The sequence below is a fragment of the Mycobacterium botniense genome, assembly GCF_010723305.1.
Taxonomy (GTDB): Bacteria; Actinomycetota; Actinomycetes; order Mycobacteriales; family Mycobacteriaceae; genus Mycobacterium; species Mycobacterium botniense.
In genome coordinates this window covers 1,287,976-1,305,862 of record NZ_BLKW01000004.1, presented here as the reverse complement: position 1 = coordinate 1,305,862, position 17,887 = coordinate 1,287,976, and the positions used below count along the sequence as shown (strand labels likewise).

18 protein-coding genes and 1 pseudogene are annotated in these 17,887 nt (G+C 64.8%); 8 read left to right on the top strand and 11 right to left on the bottom strand.

Annotated elements, in window-relative coordinates; translation table 11 throughout:
- Positions 1–116 precede the first annotated feature (116 nt).
- The 3 genes and pseudogenes from G6N08_RS15995 to G6N08_RS15985 form a co-directional block, all read right to left on the bottom strand.
- Complete coding sequence (locus G6N08_RS15995; RefSeq protein ID WP_163758866.1) at positions 117–518, bottom strand: type II toxin-antitoxin system VapC family toxin; 402 nt, start codon at positions 516–518, stop codon at positions 117–119.
- Positions 515–763 (bottom strand): AbrB/MazE/SpoVT family DNA-binding domain-containing protein, encoded by a 249-nt coding sequence (locus tag G6N08_RS15990; protein WP_163758864.1) that lies wholly within the window; start codon positions 761–763, stop codon positions 515–517. Before G6N08_RS15990 ends, G6N08_RS15995 begins: the two co-directional genes overlap by 4 nt.
- Before the next feature lie 584 nt (positions 764–1,347).
- Positions 1,348–2,098, bottom strand: a pseudogene (locus G6N08_RS15985) (alpha/beta fold hydrolase); the annotation flags it as partial.
- Positions 2,099–2,163: 65 nt separating this feature from the next.
- On the opposite strand from G6N08_RS15985, the gene G6N08_RS15980 reads away from it, so the two are divergent.
- Positions 2,164–3,435: a competence/damage-inducible protein A gene (locus tag G6N08_RS15980; RefSeq protein ID WP_503826685.1), complete on the top strand. Its 1,272-nt coding sequence runs from the start codon at positions 2,164–2,166 to the stop codon at positions 3,433–3,435.
- Between the two features lie 107 nt (positions 3,436–3,542).
- Here G6N08_RS15980 and G6N08_RS15975 read toward each other — a convergent pair whose 3' ends face one another.
- The gene (locus G6N08_RS15975; protein ID WP_163758862.1) at positions 3,543–3,971 is read right to left on the bottom strand and encodes a YncE family protein; all 429 of its coding nucleotides are present in this window, start codon (positions 3,969–3,971) and stop codon (positions 3,543–3,545) included.
- Between the two features lie 85 nt (positions 3,972–4,056).
- On the opposite strand from G6N08_RS15975, the gene G6N08_RS21365 reads away from it, so the two are divergent.
- The 4 genes from G6N08_RS21365 (at position 4,057) to G6N08_RS15955 (ending at position 7,468) form a co-directional block, all read left to right on the top strand.
- Entirely contained in the window at positions 4,057–4,938 is an 882-nt protein-coding gene (locus G6N08_RS21365; protein ID WP_371869041.1) for an IS607 family transposase, read from the top strand.
- Between the two features lie 136 nt (positions 4,939–5,074).
- Positions 5,075–6,142: an amidohydrolase family protein gene (locus G6N08_RS15965; RefSeq protein WP_163758860.1), complete on the top strand. Its 1,068-nt coding sequence runs from the start codon at positions 5,075–5,077 to the stop codon at positions 6,140–6,142.
- A gap of 78 nt (positions 6,143–6,220) precedes the next feature.
- On the top strand, positions 6,221–6,622 hold the full coding sequence (locus G6N08_RS15960; RefSeq protein WP_163758858.1) for a phage holin family protein: 402 nt from the start codon (positions 6,221–6,223) through the stop codon (positions 6,620–6,622).
- 273 nt (positions 6,623–6,895) lie between these two features.
- On the top strand, positions 6,896–7,468 hold the full coding sequence (locus G6N08_RS15955) for an XRE family transcriptional regulator (protein ID WP_163758856.1): 573 nt from the start codon (positions 6,896–6,898) through the stop codon (positions 7,466–7,468).
- Positions 7,469–7,507: 39 nt separating this feature from the next.
- Here G6N08_RS15955 and G6N08_RS15950 read toward each other — a convergent pair whose 3' ends face one another.
- From G6N08_RS15950 to G6N08_RS15935, 4 genes are all read right to left on the bottom strand, one after another.
- On the bottom strand, positions 7,508–8,002 hold the full coding sequence (locus G6N08_RS15950; RefSeq protein WP_163758854.1) for an SRPBCC family protein: 495 nt from the start codon (positions 8,000–8,002) through the stop codon (positions 7,508–7,510).
- Entirely contained in the window at positions 8,002–8,631 is a 630-nt protein-coding gene (locus G6N08_RS15945) for a nitroreductase family protein (RefSeq protein WP_163758852.1), read from the bottom strand. Before G6N08_RS15945 ends, G6N08_RS15950 begins: the two co-directional genes overlap by 1 nt.
- A 124-nt stretch (positions 8,632–8,755) precedes the next feature.
- Entirely contained in the window at positions 8,756–9,148 is a 393-nt protein-coding gene (locus tag G6N08_RS15940) for a thiol-disulfide oxidoreductase DCC family protein (RefSeq protein WP_308494714.1), read from the bottom strand.
- A 205-nt stretch (positions 9,149–9,353) separates the two neighbouring features.
- Positions 9,354–10,379, bottom strand: coding sequence for an FAD-dependent oxidoreductase (locus G6N08_RS15935; RefSeq protein ID WP_163760734.1), 1,026 nt, complete (start codon positions 10,377–10,379; stop codon positions 9,354–9,356).
- A gap of 109 nt (positions 10,380–10,488) precedes the next feature.
- On the opposite strand from G6N08_RS15935, the gene G6N08_RS15930 reads away from it, so the two are divergent.
- On the top strand, positions 10,489–11,652 hold the full coding sequence (locus tag G6N08_RS15930) for a cytochrome P450 (RefSeq protein WP_246216779.1): 1,164 nt from the start codon (positions 10,489–10,491) through the stop codon (positions 11,650–11,652).
- 37 nt (positions 11,653–11,689) lie between these two features.
- Here the strand turns inward: G6N08_RS15930 and G6N08_RS15925 are convergent, their stop codons facing one another.
- Both G6N08_RS15925 and G6N08_RS15920 read right to left on the bottom strand, forming a co-directional pair.
- Positions 11,690–12,184, bottom strand: a complete 495-nt coding sequence (locus tag G6N08_RS15925; protein WP_371869040.1) for an Rv1352/Rv1906c domain-containing protein — start codon at positions 12,182–12,184, stop codon at positions 11,690–11,692.
- Positions 12,185–12,590: 406 nt separating this feature from the next.
- The gene (locus G6N08_RS15920) at positions 12,591–13,049 is read right to left on the bottom strand and encodes an STAS domain-containing protein (protein ID WP_163758848.1); all 459 of its coding nucleotides are present in this window, start codon (positions 13,047–13,049) and stop codon (positions 12,591–12,593) included.
- 434 nt (positions 13,050–13,483) lie between these two features.
- On the opposite strand from G6N08_RS15920, the gene G6N08_RS15915 reads away from it, so the two are divergent.
- Both G6N08_RS15915 and G6N08_RS15910 read left to right on the top strand, forming a co-directional pair.
- Complete coding sequence (locus G6N08_RS15915) at positions 13,484–14,728, top strand: acyltransferase family protein (RefSeq protein WP_163758846.1); 1,245 nt, start codon at positions 13,484–13,486, stop codon at positions 14,726–14,728.
- Between the two features lie 177 nt (positions 14,729–14,905).
- Positions 14,906–15,598 (top strand): Rv0518 family GDSL lipase, encoded by a 693-nt coding sequence (locus tag G6N08_RS15910; protein WP_163758844.1) that lies wholly within the window; start codon positions 14,906–14,908, stop codon positions 15,596–15,598.
- 124 nt (positions 15,599–15,722) lie between these two features.
- Here G6N08_RS15910 and katG read toward each other — a convergent pair whose 3' ends face one another.
- Complete coding sequence (gene katG, locus G6N08_RS15905; protein ID WP_163760730.1) at positions 15,723–17,840, bottom strand: catalase/peroxidase HPI; 2,118 nt, start codon at positions 17,838–17,840, stop codon at positions 15,723–15,725.
- Positions 17,841–17,887 lie beyond the last annotated feature (47 nt).

Below are 17,887 nucleotides of genomic sequence, written 5' to 3'. Positions count from 1 at the left end.
GCAAACCAGCCGCACCTTGGTGACAAGTCGCTAACCTACCCCCTCCGCAGCGCGTCTAGGTGATGATTGATAGCCACTCGGTCCTACCGTCTGTTGCGGCGGCCGCAATTGCCGGATCAGATCGGCGGAGGTTCAATCCGTTCGACCGTCTTGACGCGGTCAATGGCCCGGTCGAAAGAGGCGATCTTGATGACCCCGGTGCTTTCCGCGCACGCGACGAGGTATGCCTCCGCGAAATCAATCCGGTCAGTCTCGTAGACCTCGATTGAACGCAAAAGAAGCGCCGGGTCCACGCAGACAATGGAGTCGAATGTGATGAGCGACCTCATCGCTTCGGCGACTTGTTCGCGTGGCGCCTCATAGAAGGACTCCAACACGTACACCGTCTTAGCGACGATGAGGTCGGTCAGTAGTAGCTCGCGCTCGGTCCCAAGGTAAGCAGTCGCCCGAGCCGCCATCTCAGGCGGATCGCCGGTGAGGTGACGGACGAGGACGTTGGTATCAATGATCGCGGTCAACGGCGGTCGGCGGTTCGAGCGGCTCTGGTGCGGCGGATCACCTCATCCCAGGCGACATTGCGTTTCGCCGCTGGTACGCGGACCGTTTCGGCAAGCGTGAGAAAGTTCGGCGTGCGGGCCAGCACCGCTCGACTGCCTTCCACCCGGAAGATCACCTCGTCGCCCTCCTTCAGGCCGAGCGCATCACGCACTGCCTTCGGGACCGTCACCTGACCCTTCGACGTCAGTTTGGCAGCAACGTCCATCTGAACTCCTTACTATTGACTAAAAGTAAGGATACGCCACGCCGCGGCGGCAACGGACGTCGACGATACTGGATGGAGTCGTCTCGTTGCGATGTGACACACCTTGGTGACAAGTCGCTTGTGCGGGGATATCGACACGGCGTGGCACGCAACATCCAGGCTGCAGCCAGCGTCAGGCTTCCGGGGGTGTCAGTCGGCGTGGCCGCCCGTGCATTCGCCCAACTCATGCCGGCCACCTCAGATATCTCAAACAACACCCCTCGACCCAATCATCTTCTCCACCAGCATGTTTCGCCAGAGACTGGCGCCAATACGGCAGAACGATCCTACCTTGGTCGGATGGGTCGGCCCGACGGGGTACGCAATTGGGTGATCGATATCGCACAACTCAGCAGGTCGATCGCAGTTGGGGAAGCGGCACGTGGATACCTCTGCCCAGACGCCATACTGTGGCTAATTACTTGTGCGACAGCGGCTTCCGCGGCCATCGCATCCTAGTTATCGCACGACCACCGCCCGCGCTCGGGCGCGCCGCCTTCGACACAGCGGCAAACCAGTCGGCGCGCCGACGCCGCGGCCTCCATGTTCACTTCACGCCCGCCGAGCCGCTGAAGCTGGTGGCGGACGATACGGTCGTGGTCGTCGAGCAGATCGCGCCACCGGTCATCGCCGAGTGCCGCGGCGCGCTCGGTGGAGCCGACGATGTCGGTGAACACGATGGTGGTGAGTACGCGTTCGGCGTCGAAACCGCCACGCACCCCGGTGATGAACTCCTCAATCTTGTTGAGCATCGGCGCGGTGTCGCCCACCCAGTACAGGGAATCCGCCCCAGGGAGTTCCCCATAGCGTGATCCCGCGATGCGCTCGGCGAGATACTGACCATTGCCGGCAGGGATGAACTTCGCGTTGCCGTGATGCACGATCAGCGTCGGCGCGGAGATACGGGTGAGGGTGTCGCGCACGTCGGACTCGATCACCACCTTGGTCGCGGCGCGGGCCATGCTCGGCGACGCGGCACGATTGCCGGCGAGATCCCACCACGCGCGAAACGCGTCATCGCGGGCGACGCTGGGCGCGACGATGCCCAGCATGTCGAAACCCTGGAATGCGCGACGACAAGCCCATACCGCGGAACCGGATCACCCGGCTGAACGTGGCCAGGCGCCGATGAAAGCGGTACATCGACGGCTCGGCGTCGATGGTGTCAATCGGGATGGACGGCCCCGGTAGCACGAGCAGATCACCCGGGCCGTCACCGAAGACCCGGTAAGCGATGTCCAGCCGGAGGTCTGGGTCGCCACACTTGGCGTAGCGAGTCCGCGGAACCTGCGCCACTGAAACAGGCTCGTTCATGTCAGCGCCGATATCCGCGCCGACGGGCGGTGCGTAGTCTCATCCCGGTGAGTGTGCGCGCGGGCATCGTGGTCACCGGAACCGAGGTCTTGAGCGGGCGGGTCCAGGACCGCAACGGTCCCTGGATCGCCGACCGGCTTTTTGAGCTGGGGGTCGAGCTGGCGCACCTGACGATCTGTGGTGACCGTGCGCGCGACATCGAGGCGCAGCTGCGTTTTCTCGCCGGCGAGGGGGTGAATCTAATCGTCACCAGCGGCGGTCTGGGTCCGACCGCTGACGATATGACCGTCGAGACGGTGGCCCGCTTCTGCGGGCGCCAGCTGGTGTTGGACACCACCCTCGAGGCCAAGATCGCGGCGATCCTGAGGTCTTTGATGCCCGACCGCGTCGACTTCGACGCGGTCCGTGCGGCCAACCGCAAGCAGGCCATGATCCCGGCAGGATCACAAGTGATCGACCCGGTGGGTACCGCGCCCGGTCTGGTGGTGCCGGGCAAGCCGACGCTGGTCGTGCTGCCGGGGCCGCCACGCGAGCTTCAGCCGATGTGGCCCACAGCGGTGCAGACACCCGCCGTGCAGCAGGCGATCGCGGGCCGCACGATCTACCGACAGGAGACCGTGCGGATGTTCGGGCTGCCCGAGTCCGGCCTGGCTGAGACGCTGCGCGAGGCGGACAAGCGCATCCCCGGTTTCCGGTTGCTCGAGATCACCACCTGCTTGCGCCGTGGCGAGATCGAAATGGTCACCCGCTACCAACCCGACGCCGCCGGGGTGTATCAGCAGCTGATCGAGTTGCTGCGCGAAAAACACCGCCAGCACATCTTTTCCGAGGACGGCTCGCGAGTGGACGATCAAGTCGCGTTACTGCTGGCAGGTCGCCGGGTAGCGACGGCGGAGTCCTGCACCGCGGGGCTGCTGGCGGCACGGCTGACCGAGCGGCCCGGTTCGTCCGCCTACCTCACAGGCGGGGTGGTGGCCTACGCTAACGAGGCGAAAGTGCAGTTACTGGATGTGGATTCGGCGCTGATCGAGGCGCACGGGGCGGTGTCCGAGCCGGTCGCGGAGGCAATGGCCGCGGGTGCGCTGCGGCGCTTCGACGCCGATACCGCGATCGCCATCACCGGAATCGCCGGTCCGGGCGGAGGGACAGCTGAAAAACCAGTAGGCACAGTGTGTTTCAGTGTGATGCTGGCGGGCGGGCACACGCTTACCCGCACCGTGCGCTTGCCAGGTGGCCGCGACGACATTCGTGAGCGCTCGACGACGGTGGCGATGCACCTGCTACGGCGTGCGCTCAGCGACACGCGGGAAACCTCGTAAGAGACTACGTGACACTTGCCCGCCCCGCAGATAGAATGGCTAATACATTGGCCGACTTGAGGTTTCGTCGAATCGAGCGCTAGCCGGTAACTGCGCCGAGCGCGGTATCACGCTCGACGGTGAGCCGAAAACCCGATGCCATCGGTGGCGTACAGGGTGCGCATATCGTGAGCGGGCACAACATGCTGTACCTCGCAGCCCACCGGGTATTTGCCGACCACCTGATAGGTCGCCGGGTCTATCTCCCAAACGTCGCCCGAGCGGTTATGCGGCACATACACCAGTGGCCGGTCCTCACCCACACCGGGAGCGAAGGTACCCACCCCCGCCGCGGCATAGATGTTGCGCCGCCCGGGCCGGCCCGGCGTCGTGGGCGTGACCCCCGGCGGCGCGTGCTCGGACGGTCGCGGAGCGGCCGGCGGCCGGGCGGGCGGCCGGTGCGCCGTGGTTGCGGTGCCCGACGGGCCCGGCCCCGCCGCACACCCTGCAACCACCAGAGCCAGGGATGCCAGGAAGGGCAGAACGCGGGAACTCACGGAGTACCTAGCCAGGGGTTCTGAGCAGTTGGCGAATACTGAGTGATAGTGAGCGTACGAATGTTCTAGTGAGTGTGCTGGTGGTGTGAATTTGACGGAGTGGGCGCGGGCTCAGGGCGTGCATCCGCAAACGGCGTACCGGTGGTTTCGGGAGGGGATGTTGCCGGTTCCGGCGGTGCGGGTGAATGAGCGCACGGTGTTGGTGTCACCGGATGCGCCCACAGGATCGGCATCGGCGGGCGCGTTCGGGTTATACGCGCGGGTGTCGTCTCATGATCAAAAGCCGGACTTGGACCGCCAGGTCGCGCGGCTGACCAGTTGGGCCGCCGAGGCGGGCGGGACGGTGGTGCGGGTGGAGGCCGAGGTCGGGTCCGGGATGAACGGGTCACGGGCGAAGGTACGCCGGCTGCTGGCCGATCCGAAGGTGACCGCCGTGGTGGTCGAGCACCGGGACCGGTTGGGGCGGATGAACACCGAGTTGGTGGAGGCGGCGCTCTCGGCGCATGGCCGCCGGCGCCGGTTCCGGCGGATCATCTCCGGTATGCCCACCGCGCGGCTGCGCGCACGCTTGCTGGCGATGGCCACCGAAGCCGGGATCGCCGTTATCGCCGTTGACCCCGCCTACACCTCGAAATGGGGTGCGCAGCACTGGCAGGAGCCCTTGACTGCCGCCCACCCACAGACCACCCGTCACCACGCCGCGAGCGTGGCGATCGGACGGCGCGCCCTTGGGCACCGGATCCGGCGACGAACGGCACCGCCCCGACCACGCCAGAGCGATGTGGCCGGGCATCGGACCGGCCAGGCCAGACCCGGCACCCGAAGACGCGAGGAAACCCGCCACCCCGCGGCTGGAACACGGACACGATCCGCGAAACCACCCGGGTCGAAGAACGCGGGCAACCAGGCGACCCAACACCGTTCGGGGCCGCCCACAGAGCAGAACTCACTTCCCCTCAGTGTCTAGGAACGGTCGTGACTGGTTCGGATACTGCCGCCGCTGTGCCGGGCTGGCAAGCCTGCCATCCGCAATGTGGTGCCGTTGACCGCGACATTCTTTAGGGTTTCGAGTGGCAGGTGTGAAACGTCAAGTGGGGTGAAGCATGCGAATCATCGACGCCGACGGACATGTCGCCGAGAACCCGTCGCTGGCAGTCGAAGCCATGAGGCGCTGGCCGCAGTTCGTCGCGGCGAGCGCGGACGGCAAGCCGAGGCTGGTCATCGAAGGCCGCAACTATCCCGAGGACCGCGGCCCCGGGGCCGGTTGTCCCCCCGAGCACGGGATCAGCAAGGCCGCTGATATCCACTGCCGATCGGCCGAGGGCGTCCTGAGTGACGCCGACCGCGATCATATCGACACCATGGTGCTATATCCCAGCCTCGGGCTTTGCGCGCCGACCTTGCAGAATCCCGAATTCGCCGCGGGGTTCGCGCGGCTGTACAACCAGTGGATCGCGGATTACTGCGCATCGTCGAACGGCCGGTTGCGTGGTGTCGCCGTGACCCCCATCGAACACGGCCAGGTCGCGATCGATGTCATGCGCGAGGCCAAGGAGCTTGGGCTGGTGGCCACCCTGGTCCCGCCGGCGCTCACGACCCGCAACCTCGATCACCCCGATCTCGACCCGTTTTACGCCGCGGCCGTCGAACTCGACATGCCATTGGGCATCCATGGCGCGCCGGGCATCCACCTGCCCAAGATCGGTGTCGACCGCTTCACCAACTACATTCAGGTGCACTGCATCAGCTTCCCGTTCGACCAGATGACGGCGATGACCGCGCTTGTCTCCGGCGGCGTGTTCGACCGGCATCCGCAGTTGCGTGTCGCGTTTCTGGAGGCCGGGGTGGGCTGGGTGCCGTTTTTCATCGACCGCCTGCACGAGCACTTCGAGAAACGCGGCGAATGGATCGAAAACGGCTGGCAGCGCGATCCGCAGGAGTACCTGCGTGCCGGCAACATCTGGGTAACCTGCGAGCCGGAGGAACCCATCCTGCCCGGTGTCATCGAGGTGCTCGGCGCCGACTTCATCATGTTCGCCAGCGACTACCCGCACTGGGACGGAGAGTGGCCGCAAAGCACCAGGGGTCTGCGTACCCGCGGCGATATCGGTGAGGAGGCGCGCGCGAAGATCGCCGGGCTCAACGCACAGCGCTTCTACGGGCTGAACTAGAAGCCCGCCCGCCACGCATATGACCGCACAGCATTCGATTCGCCCCTGACGCCAGCGCATGGTGGCAAAATCAGCCGGGTGGGGCCTTTTCTCGTCCGCGCCGCGTTGACCGGGTTCGCCCTGTGGGTTGTCACCCTTTTCGTCCACGGGCTCACATTTGTCGGCGGCCACACCACACTTCAGACGATCGGCATCATCTTCGTCGTGGCGGTGATCTTCGGTCTCGTCAACGCGTTTATCAAACCGATCGTGCAGATCCTGTCGATCCCTCTCTACATCCTCACGCTCGGCCTCTTCCATATCGTGGTAAACGCGTTGATGCTGTGGATCACCGCCTGGATCACCAGCCACACCACGCACTGGGGACTCCAGATCGACCACTTTTGGTGGACCGCAATCTGGGCTGCGATCGTCTTGTCGATCGTGAGCTGGGTGCTGTCGCTGGTGATTCGCGACATCAGCCGCGCCGGGCGTGTCTGATCGGACGGTACTGACGCTGTGTGCAGCTGCTGCCGGCAGGAACCGGCGCGCCCGCCGCCGCGGGCATTGGTGTCGCGACAACGCGTTGGCTGTCGCGGGTTTCGTTGTTGTGGCGTTGCCGGCCCCTAAGGGCTTCAGTCAAAGCCCGGGCGCTGAATTCAAAATTTCCTTCTACCCACGGTTACCAGATACCCTCAACCTTGCAGTTGCAGTCACGGCGCCCGGTTGGCGAGCCGCTTCAGCAGCCGGACACCACCACAGAATTGAGGGGCCATGGGCGAATTTGATCCGAATGACGGTGAATCACAAGTTATTGTCAGTCTCGCCGAGGCGGCGATGCACATGTACCGCGCCGCCATCGATTCTTTGCCTTTCCCTGAGGACAAGAAGTTCCAGAAGCGGGCAGAAGTAGTTCTCTCCGGTCTGCGTAAATTACGGGCGTCGTTGGCCGAGGCAGCAAGCCGGAGCCGATCCACACCCGCGGTCATCGTGGCGCTCAGCGAGGTGCGCCGCCGCTACGACGACCTGATGGCACGCGCGGCTGCCGCACCCCATGCGACGCTGGGGCAGCAGCTCTATAGCGCGCGCATCCGCGCCAAGTTATCGGCCCACGAGGTGGCCAACGGGGCGGGGCTTCGGCCCGATCTGCCAGATGAGCTCGAGGCCGGACAAACACCCACCGACGAAGAGGCGGCGAAGGTCAAAGAACTCATCTCCGCGCTCGGGGGAGTGGCCGCGCCGGCGGATGTCGAGCACACGCGCCCGGCGGACTCACACTTCAATGGCTGGGACGAATCGTTGGCAACGAACGGCGCAGACGACCAGGCCGACGCCGTCACCCACTGAACCGGTTTTTGGCGGAGTGGCGCCAACCTTTGTCGCCGGTTAGGTAAGCCGCCGCACGCGCCCGGCATAGCTGAGCACATGCTGGTAGGTCGCGAGGTTATCGCGCGAGATTTTTGCGTGCACTCGGCGTTCCAGCAGAAACCGCAGCACCGGGTTATAGGCGTGATAGGTCTCGTGGAATGTCAGTACCGTGGTGCCGTCGGGCTGCTCTTCCAGTTCGTAATAGCCCTCGGCGCGCGACCACAGCGGCTTGCCGATGGCCACGTACCGCGACAGTTTGTTGATTTTCGCCTCCGTCACGGTCTCCCACGACCGGCCCTTGCCCCCAGATAACAGATACCTGGGCACTGGAAAAACACACGTGCGCACCAACCCGGCACCGGCCTCGTCGCCCTCGTTGAGGATCTCCATGCGGCCCGTGGGCCACTCCAGGACCCGTGGGCGGGGAGCGTCCGGCGGCGCCGGCGGATGCAGTACCCGCCAAACTTTCCGCGCGGGCGCGTCAACATGGAACCGCACCGTATAGGACTGCATCAGTGTTCTCCCCAGGTGTCCCAGAAGGTGACAGTCTCCGCGGGGGGCCGCGAGGCAGGCCGGAAACCGGAGCCCACCGTGTACGCCACCGGAAAAAGCGCGGCTTGTGTCACTGTGGCCGGAATTCCCAGCAGTTCGGCCACTTCTGCTTCCCTGGCCAGATGCATCGTGGTCCACACCGATCCCAGCCCACGCGACCGAAGCGCCAGCAAAAAGCTCCACCCGGCGGGAATGATCGACGCCCAGGCTGACGCGGCAACCAGCCGGTCGCGTTCATCGATGCGCCGCTGCAGGCAGGGGATCACGTGGACGGGAACCGCGGCCAGGGTTTCGGTGAGGGCAAGGGCGCTGCGGTACACGCGCCGGGTCTGCGGATCGGGTTCGGTTGCCGCGGCATGCGTAAGATATTGCGCACCAATGCTGCGATAGATTTCGGCGACCGCGGCGCGCTTGCCCGCGTCGGTGATCACCAGCCAGCGCCAGTCCTGTGCATTGCTCGCAGTGGGCGCCTGCATCGCCAGGCGGATGCATTCCAGGATCACGTCACGACCGACGGGCCGGGTCAGGTCCAGGCGTTTGCGCACCGCCCGGGTGGTGCTGAGCACTTCGTCAACCGACCCGACGTCCATGGTTAAGCTCCCGCCGGTGCAAACCTTACCGGTGTGAGCAAACCAGATCCCGGCCATCGTTGTCCAGGTGCCGGACCGCTGACGCAGCGGTGCGAATAGTGCGCGAATATCGGCATTTCGCCGGTCAGCACTCGTCCGGGTGTGCCTGGCAGTATGGAGTTGTTCCGGGTAAGCGGTCGCGGTGTGTGGCCACCCAGTGATAGATCGCGTCTTCGATCCAGCGGACACCCGGAAAGCGGTACACAATCAGCGGCACCCGGATGCCCAGTGCGGCCGACAGCGCCGCATTGGCGGCTTCGGCGCCCGAGTACACGGCCCCGGAGGGGTCCAGCCATCGCGCCGATTCGAGTAGCCGCGACGGGGGAATGCCCAGTTGCTCGGCGACTCCGCGCGCTTGCAGCGGCTTGGTCTGCAGGTTGCCTGTACGGTTCAACCGTAACAGAAAATTCCTTGCGCGAGTGCATATTCCGCAGTCGCCGTCGAAGAACAAGGTACCAATCATCGCCGGGGCGTTCACGCGGTCCCTCCTTGGATCTCGTAGCTGGGTGTCACGCACAATCCCACCCGTGCGGTGCGGCTACACCGGGCCGCCTCCAAGGCCGCAGCCGGAAAGCGGAACGACACCCATCTTGGCCACAGGATGATCGGAGGCCGAATGTGATTTAGCTGCAAGGGTATTGATGGATCGCTGTGCTGCACTGCGGGCTGTTGACATCATGAGGTCAGTCCGTGACGCCGCCATCAGACCGGGAATCGTCGGCCGCCAAGTGGGCGGCATCATGAGCGCATCCCCAGGACAAGGTCACGCCGCTGCTGCCGTGACCATAGTTGTGGATACAGCGGGCACGACCGAGCGGCTCAGCCGCCACTCGTACCGCCGGGCGGTCGGGACGCAATCCGGTGATCGTCTCGATCACCTCCGCGTCGGCCAGCCGTGGCTCGATCCGGCGACAACGCTGGAGAATTCGCTCGGTGACCTCAGGATCCGCAGTGGTATCCCAGCGGCCGGGAATGCGGATGCCGCCGCAGACCACGCGCTGCGGATGGGGGAAATAGCAGATCCATTCCGGGGCCGCGGTGAGTTCTAAAAACAGACGCTCGAGCCCGGGATTGGTCAGTACGACATGCTGGCCGAACACCGGCCGCATCGTGTCATCACCGAGCAGAGCACGCGCGCCGAGACCGGCACAGTTGATCACTATCGGTGCGGCGTCGGCGGCCTCGGCCAGCGACCGTACCGGGTGCGTCTCGATTTCTCCGCCGGCGGCCGTCAAGCGCTCGCTGAGATAGCCGAGATAGCGCGGCATATCGACCAGCGGCATGGTGGCATGGAATCCGATTTCGAAGCCGTCCGGCAATTCGGTCGGGTCAGCTGGCCGCAGGTCGGGGACGAGCCGGGCCTGGGGCGGAAGCTCAACTGGATTGCGCGCGTCAGCCACCCCGAATAGCTCAGCTGCGCCGGACCGCCCACCGACGATCAGGGCCGACGCCATGCGCACCCCGGTGGAGGGATCGGCGGACAGTGTGCGGAATTCCCGCAACGACCGTTCGGTCCAGGCCAGTGTCTTAGCCACCGGTTCGCTGAATACCGGGCTCCACACCGCACCGGCCACCATCGAGGTCGTCGCCTGCGGTCTCGCGGCCGTCCACACCTGGACTGCCCAGCCCGCCTCAGCCAGGCACACACCAGTGGTCAACCCGCTGACACCGGCACCCACTACCACCGCTTGTTGGGCATCGCTGGCCACATCAGCACCGTAATCGACATCCACGATCAGCGGGCACTGGCCGCCTCGGCCACACGGCCTTGCCCCGGTCCACTCTTGTCAACGCCCTACCGCGCGATGATGGATGACCGTGCGGGAGTTCCCTCTCGGCCGTCGCGTGATCCTGGACGAGCTGGCGCAGGATCCGCATCCCATCCTGGCACGGCTGCGGGTGGCCGAGCCCGTGTCGTGGATCCCCGCCCGGGGCGGCTGGCTGATCACCCGCTATGACCTTGCAGTACACGTACTGCGGAATCCGGCAACCTTTACGGTCGATGACCGTCGGTTCTCCACCTCCCAGGTGATCGGCGCGAGCATGCTCTCGCTTGACGGGGCAGACCACGCCCGGCATCGTGCGCCGTTCGCGCATCCGTTCCATCCCACTCGGGTGCGGAACCGGTTCACAGCGCTCGTCGAGGCGACGACCGACCGGTTGATCGCCGCGATGCGACCGGGCGGCGGCGCCGATCTGCGCCGTGAATTCGCCGGTCCGCTAGCGGCCGATGTGATCACCCACGTGGTGGGGCTACGTGACGTCAGCGCTGAGTCGGTGCTGGCGTGGTATGACACGATCGCCGGGGCGGTGTCCGGGGTGACCGCCGGCGGGCCGGTCGCCGCGGCGGGCGCACAGGCCTTCAGCCACGTGCGCACCGCCGTCGTCCGCAGCCTCGACCGCTACGACAGGCCATCGCTGCTCACCCAGGCAGCGCAGGCGCGGCTGAGCCGCCCGGAGATCATCTCCAACGCGGCGGTGTTGCTGTTCGGCGGTATGGAGACCACCGAGGGCATGATCGCCAACGCCGCCCGGTATCTGCTGGGCGACCCCGACACGCTTACGCTGGTGCGTGATCGGGGGGATCTTGTACCGAACGCGATCGAAGAATCGATGCGGATGGAACCCGCGGCGGCGATCGTTGACCGATACGCCACCCGGGATGTCGAGCTCGCCGGTGTGCAGATTCAGCGCGGTGATCTAGTCAGCGTCTCGATCACCGCTGCCAACCGGGATCCGGCCGTGTTCACGAACCCAGACCGGTTCGATGTGCGGCGTCCCAATGCCAGGCTCCACCTGGCCTTCGCGTACGGGCCGCATTTCTGCCTCGGCGCCCAGCTCGCCAGGACCGAAACCGTGATCGCGATGAGCCGCCTTCTGGAACGCCTGCCCGGCCTGCGGCTCGACCCCGATTGTGCCTGTATGCCACAAGGTCTGGTCTTCCGCAAACCGCAGGCACTGCCTGTGCGCTGGACCGCGTGAGACGCCGATCAGCACCGAACGAAAAACTTTCACACCCTTACGGTCCGGGAACCTGCCCTGCACCAGACTGACGGCCGGCGCCGTTCAGGCCACCGATGATGGTCTGCAACTGGCCTTGCGCGGCCGACGGGGGCAGGGGCGGCGGGGCCTCCGCGGAATCTGTTTTCTGCCAAGGCTGGCAGCCGTCCGTTTTGAACGCTTTGTCGCTCGGCTCGATCTGCACGACTTGCGGCTTCTTGGTCATCGCGTTGTCAATGATTTCGTTGCCGTTCGAACCGCCGAGTCGCTTCCAGTAGCACGCACCTTTGCCGGCCGGCCCCGCGGAGCTGTACGTTCCCGGCGCGATATCGGTTCCTACCGCATACATGCCGTCGTGGTCGATGGTGGTCTTGGGGCCAGGGTTAGGCGACGGAGCGGGCGGGTGCGGGTCGGCGCCGGCGCCCCCGGCCGATGCTCCGCCGGCCAGGACAAGCGCCGCGGCGACCATCACCGCTTTCGTGCATACCATCGCCACGTTCATCGGAAACCCCATCGACAAGCAGCCTACCCGCTTCCTGCGCGGGTGTGACTCTCAGCCACCGGCCGCCGCACCCGGCACGATATCCAGCACGATATCCAGCGCAAGCAGCCAATCGGGCGCAGGCGGCGGGGCCCGGCGTTGGCATCTCATTGCCACGATATTGCTACGGTTATGCCGCGCGCTGACTTTTGCGCTCGCTATGCGTCCCGGTGCGCTGGTGATCCCAACCGCTTGACACGGACCATGAATTGGCAGCAGGACTCGTCTGCGAAAATCCTGCATTCGACGCGATCGTGTGGGTTTGGCAATTGGCTGGCGCCAGTGAACCGAACAGAATTCTCTGCCCATTCGGCGCTCCCACAACGGGGATTAGAGGACCTGGATTTTGCGGGGCAAGTATCGCCTCCGAGCGACACCTCTACGCTGTTTTCTTGATGAGCGGTAGCAACAGTTCACGGCGCCGGGAAATCATGTCGGCGAAATTGTGCAGTGCTTCGCGCGCCGAATGTGTTAACGGAAACACCGTCTCGTGGCCGGTACTACCGAGCACGTCGAGCACGTGCAGACTTGGGACCAGCGCCCATTCCACTCCAGCGGCCCGGCAGCTGTCGTCGAGCACGTACAACATCGAGATAGCGCTCGGATCGAAAGACGTCACACCGCTGAGATCGAGTACCACAGCGTTTTTCACCAGGGAGCACTGCCGGATATAGTCGGTGACCCGGTCGATATTGCCGGCATCGATGGTGCCTTCGATTGTCACGACAATCGCAAGATGGCGGCAGTGCGCCCGGATATGAGCCGCACCGCAATCAATGGCGGTGGTTCGGTATCGAGGGGTGAGGTTTGAAGCCGGTCTGGCGATGGTGGCACTCATACGCAACCTCACTCTGGTGGTGTCACAGCGGCCGACCCGTGTCGACCAATCTGCCATCCACGCTAACGCGCAAATCCTAAGGCGACCGGAAGCCGTCTCTAACTCTTTGCTAAGAAACGACTTTCGCGTGTTGATGGCGTGTCAGGCAATAGTGCCGTCGGCGTTTTGCGGCGTCGGGGCGCTGCGGATCCGGTACTGCGCAGCGCAAAGCCACGCAAAGCCGTTAGTGGCAGTCGGCTGGCTGTACCGCGGTCGCGGTGATCAGCAGTTTCACGATCGACCCGCATACACACACGATCCCGTGCCCACGGTGGCGGCTGGCCCGCTGTTAGTCTGCGAAGGGCGCCGGTTGCCACGGCGCGGAGCTGCGGAGCGCCCGGCCAGCCGAGCTGCGAGGCCAACAAAACAGCAGAATCCTGACGGAAAGAGTGTTTGTGCGTACCGCAGAGATCAAAGCCTTGACCGGACTCCGCATTATCGCCGCGGTATGGGTTGTGCTGTTTCACTACCGGCCGATGCTGGGCGACGCATCACCGGGTGTCCGCGATGCGCTTGCGCCGGTGCTGAACTGCGGCGCCCAAGGGGTTGATTTGTTCTTCATCCTCAGCGGGTTCGTGCTGACCTGGAATTACCTCGACCGGATGGGCCCGTCGTGGTCAGTGCGTGCCACACTGCATTTCCTGTGGCTACGGCTGGCCAGAGTGTGGCCGGTGTATCTGGTGACATTGCACCTCGCTGCCCTGTGGATCATATTCACACTGCACGTCGGCCACGTGCCGTCCCCCGACGCCAGCCAGCTCACCGCGGTGAGTTATGTACGCCAGATCCTGCTGGTGCAGCTGTGGTTTCAACCGTACTTCGACGGGTCCAGCTGGGACGGTCCGGCCTGGTCGATCAGCGCCGAATGGCTGGCCTACCTGCTTTTCGGCCTGCTGGTCGTGGTGATTTTCCGGATGCAGCAGGTTACCCGGGCACGCGGTCTGATGTGGCTGGCGTTCGCCGCCTCGCTGCCACCGGTGCTGTTGTTGTTGGCCAGCGGACAGTTCTACACCCCGTGGAGCTGGCTGCCGCGTATCGTCACGCAGTTCATCGCGGGTGCGCTGGCCTGCGCCGCGGTCCGCAGATTGCGGCTGACCAACCGCGCTCGCCGCGGCGCGGGATACGCTTCGCTGCTCTTGACGGTTGCGATTGTGGGCGCTCTGTACCTGCTTGATGCGCACCCCTTGCCTGGTGTTGTGGACAGCGGGGGGCTGGTCGACATGCTGTTCGTGCCGCTGGTGATGACACTGGCAACCGGGACAGGCAGTTTGCCCAGACTGCTGTCGACCCGGTTGATGGTCTATGGGGGTCAGATCTCGTTTTGCCTGTACATGGTTCACGAGCTGGTGCATACCGCCTGGGGATGGACCGTGCAGCAGTTTCAGCTCACCCTGCAAAGCTCACCATGGAAATGGAACGTCGTCGGCCTGCTGGTGATCGCGGTGGGTATGGCAATTCTGCTGTTCCATTTCGTTGAAGAACCTGCTCGCCGCTGGATTCGCAGAATGGCCAACATCAGCGCCTACCCGCCGCAAATCGGCTCACTGTCCGGGTTCTCCGAGTCGCCGGCAACCACGGTTGAGCCGGTCCAGGGGGCTCGGACGGGGCAAACCGAGCCGCTCTCGGTGCCCGCACTGTGATTGCCGGAGTGTCACGCGAAGCATGATGCGCCGCAGCGTCTATCGAATAATATGAGCTGTTCTGCCCGGCACGAGTCGTGAAAGCAGCGTTTTGACGGCCCATTTCGTCTGGCAGGTCATAGGCTGTCGGTGATCGCGCCGCGACCACGCGGTTGCAGGTTGGCGGTGGAGGTAGGTGTGAATCGTCTGACCACCTGGGTCATGTCATTGACCCTTCTGGTCAGCGCGGTCAACGCGCATCGGGTACCGGTGCGGCTCTGCACGTCACCCAACCTGGATTCCCCGCTGAATCACGTCGCCGTGATCGGTGACTCTTATACCAGCGGCACCGCGGAAGGCGGTATTGGCCCGAAGTCCTGGACGGCTCGCGCCTGGCAGATTCTCGCCCAGCACGGGGTGCACATCGCAGCAGGCGTGGCCTCGGAAGGCCGAGCCGGTTATGCGGTACGTGGTGACCACGGCGACCTTTTCCAAGACCTCGCCAGCAGGGCGATCCGGCCCGACGATGTGCTGGTGGTGTTCTTTGGCTCCCGCAACGACCAAGATGTCGATCCTGAGCTGCTGGCTCAAATCGCCCACGACACCTACGATCTGGCCCGCCGCACTGCGCCGTCGGCCAGGCTCCTGGTGATTGGGCCGCCGTGGCCGACCGACGATGTGCCCGAATCCATCCTGCAGGTCCGTGACGTGCTCAACACTCAAGCCCGGGGTGCCGGCGCCGCGTTCGTCGATCCGATTGGTGATCACTGGTTTGTCGGCAGGCCCGATCTCATCGGCGCGGACGGTGTGCACCCCAACGACACCGGGCATGCGTACCTAGCCGACAAAATCGCCCCGCTCATCGGCGCACAGTTATCCCGGCGACCCTGAGGACGGTGCGGCGGGTGCAGGGCGCCCGCCGATCTCACCGGCACCCGGTCATGCGTGACACCCCGCGAGCGTGGAGCTGCTCACGGGGTGTCCGCCCCGGATGATCGGTCGGCAACGGCGATGATCAGCGAAGGTCGAACCGGTCGAGGTTCATCACTTTGTCCCACGCCGCGACAAAGTCGCGTACGAACTTGTCCTGCGCGTCATCGGTACCGTAGACCTCGGCCAGACCGCGCAGGACCGAATTCGAACCGAACACCAAGTCGACAGCGGTCGCTGTCCACTTGAGCTGGCCGGTGGCGCGGTCGCGAATCTCGTAGACATTTTCCGCCGACTCGGAAACCTTCCACTCGTTATTCATGTCGAGCAGATTCACGAAGAAGTCGTTGGTCAACGTCTCGGGCCGGTCGGTGAACACGCCGTGTTTACTGTGACCGTAGTTGGCCCCCAACGCCCGCATGCCCCCGATGAGCACCGTCATCTCCGGAGCGCTCAAGTTCAACATGAACGCCCGGTCTACCAGCATGGTCTCCGGCGAGAGCTTCTCTCCGGCCTGCACATAGTTGCGGAACCCGTCGGCCTTGGGTTCGAGCACCTCAAACGACTCCACGTCGGTCTGCTCCTGGGAGGCGTCGGTGCGCCCGGGTGCGAACGGGACCGTGATATCGACTCCGGCCTTCTTGGCCGCCTGTTCGACCGCCGCGCACCCGCCGAGCACGATCAGGTCAGCCAGCGAAATCCTTTTCCCACCGGATTGGGAGTTGTTGAACTCCTGCTGAATCTTCTCGAGTACCGGCAATACCTTGGCCAGCTCAGCCGGGTTGTTGACCTCCCAATCCTTTTGCGGCGCAAGGCGGATCCTCGCCCCGTTCGCACCACCTCGCTTGTCTGTGCCGCGGAAGCTTGCCGCCGCAGCCCAAGCGGTGGAGACCAATTGCGAAATCGAGAGCCCCGATTGCAGCAGCTTGGCCTTCAGCGCGGCGATGTCAGCCTCCCCAACCAGTTCGTGGTCGACCGGGGGCACGGGATCCTGCCACAGCTGCGGCTCGGGAACCCACGGACCGAGGTAGCGGGAGACGGGCCCCATGTCGCGGTGCAGCAGCTTGTACCATGCCTTGGCGAACTCCGCCTCCAACTCCTCCGGGTGATCCAGCCAGCGACGGGTGATCTTTTCGTACGTGGGATCCACCCGTAGCGAGACATCGGTCACCAGCATTGTCGGGAGGCGTTTGACCGACGGGTCGAAAGGATCGGGCACAATCGGCTCGGCATCCTTCGCGACGTATTGCCAGCCACCCGCGGGGCTTTTCGTCAACTCCCATTCGTAGCCGTAGAGAGTCTCCAGGAAGCTGTTGTCCCACTGTGTGGGGGTGGGCGTCCATACCACCTCGAGGCCGCTGCAAATGGCGTCCCTGCCTTTGCCCGAACCGTAGGCGCTCTTCCAGCCCAGACCCTGCTGCTCGATCGGGGCACCCTCAGGCTCCGGGCCGACGAGGTCGGCCGGGCCGGCGCCGTGGGTCTTACCGACAGTGTGGCCGCCGACGATCAGCGCGGCCGTCTCGACGTCGTTCATCGCCATCCGGCGGAAGGTTTCCCGGATGTCGACGGCCGCGGCCAGCGGATCCGGTTTGCCATTGGGCCCTTCCGGGTTCACATAGATCAGCCCCATCTGAGTGGCGCCGAACGGTTTGTGAAGATCCCGTTCACCGCTGTAGCGCTGATCACCAAGCCAGGTGTCCTCGGGACCCCAGAAGATCTCGTCGGGCTCGTAGATGTCCTCCCGACCGAACCCGAATCCGAACGTCTTAAACCCCATCGACTCGTAGGCGACGTTGCCGGCGAAGATGATCAGGTCAGCCCAGGAGATCTTGCGGCCGTACTTTTTCTTGACCGGCCACAGCAGCCGACGGGCCTTATCGAGGATGCAGTTGTCGGGCCAGCTGTTCAGCGGGGCAAAGCGCTGCGCCCCTTCGCCGCCGCCGCCGCGGCCGTCGTGGATCCGGTAGGTGCCGGCGGCGTGCCAACTCATCCGGATGAAGAGCGGCCCGTAGTGGCCATAGTCGGCCGGCCACCAGTCCTGCGACGTCGTCATGACCTCGATGAGGTCACGTTTGAGCGCCTCGACATCGAGCTTTTTAAATTCCTCTTTGTAGCTGAAGCCCGCGCCCATCGGGTCGGGCCGCCCGTGTTTCTTGAGGATCGACAGGTCAGGCTGATTTGGCCACCAGTCCCGGTTGGTCATCGGCCGATGCACGGTGGGCTCGGGGGAGGAGATTACCGGGCTTTCAC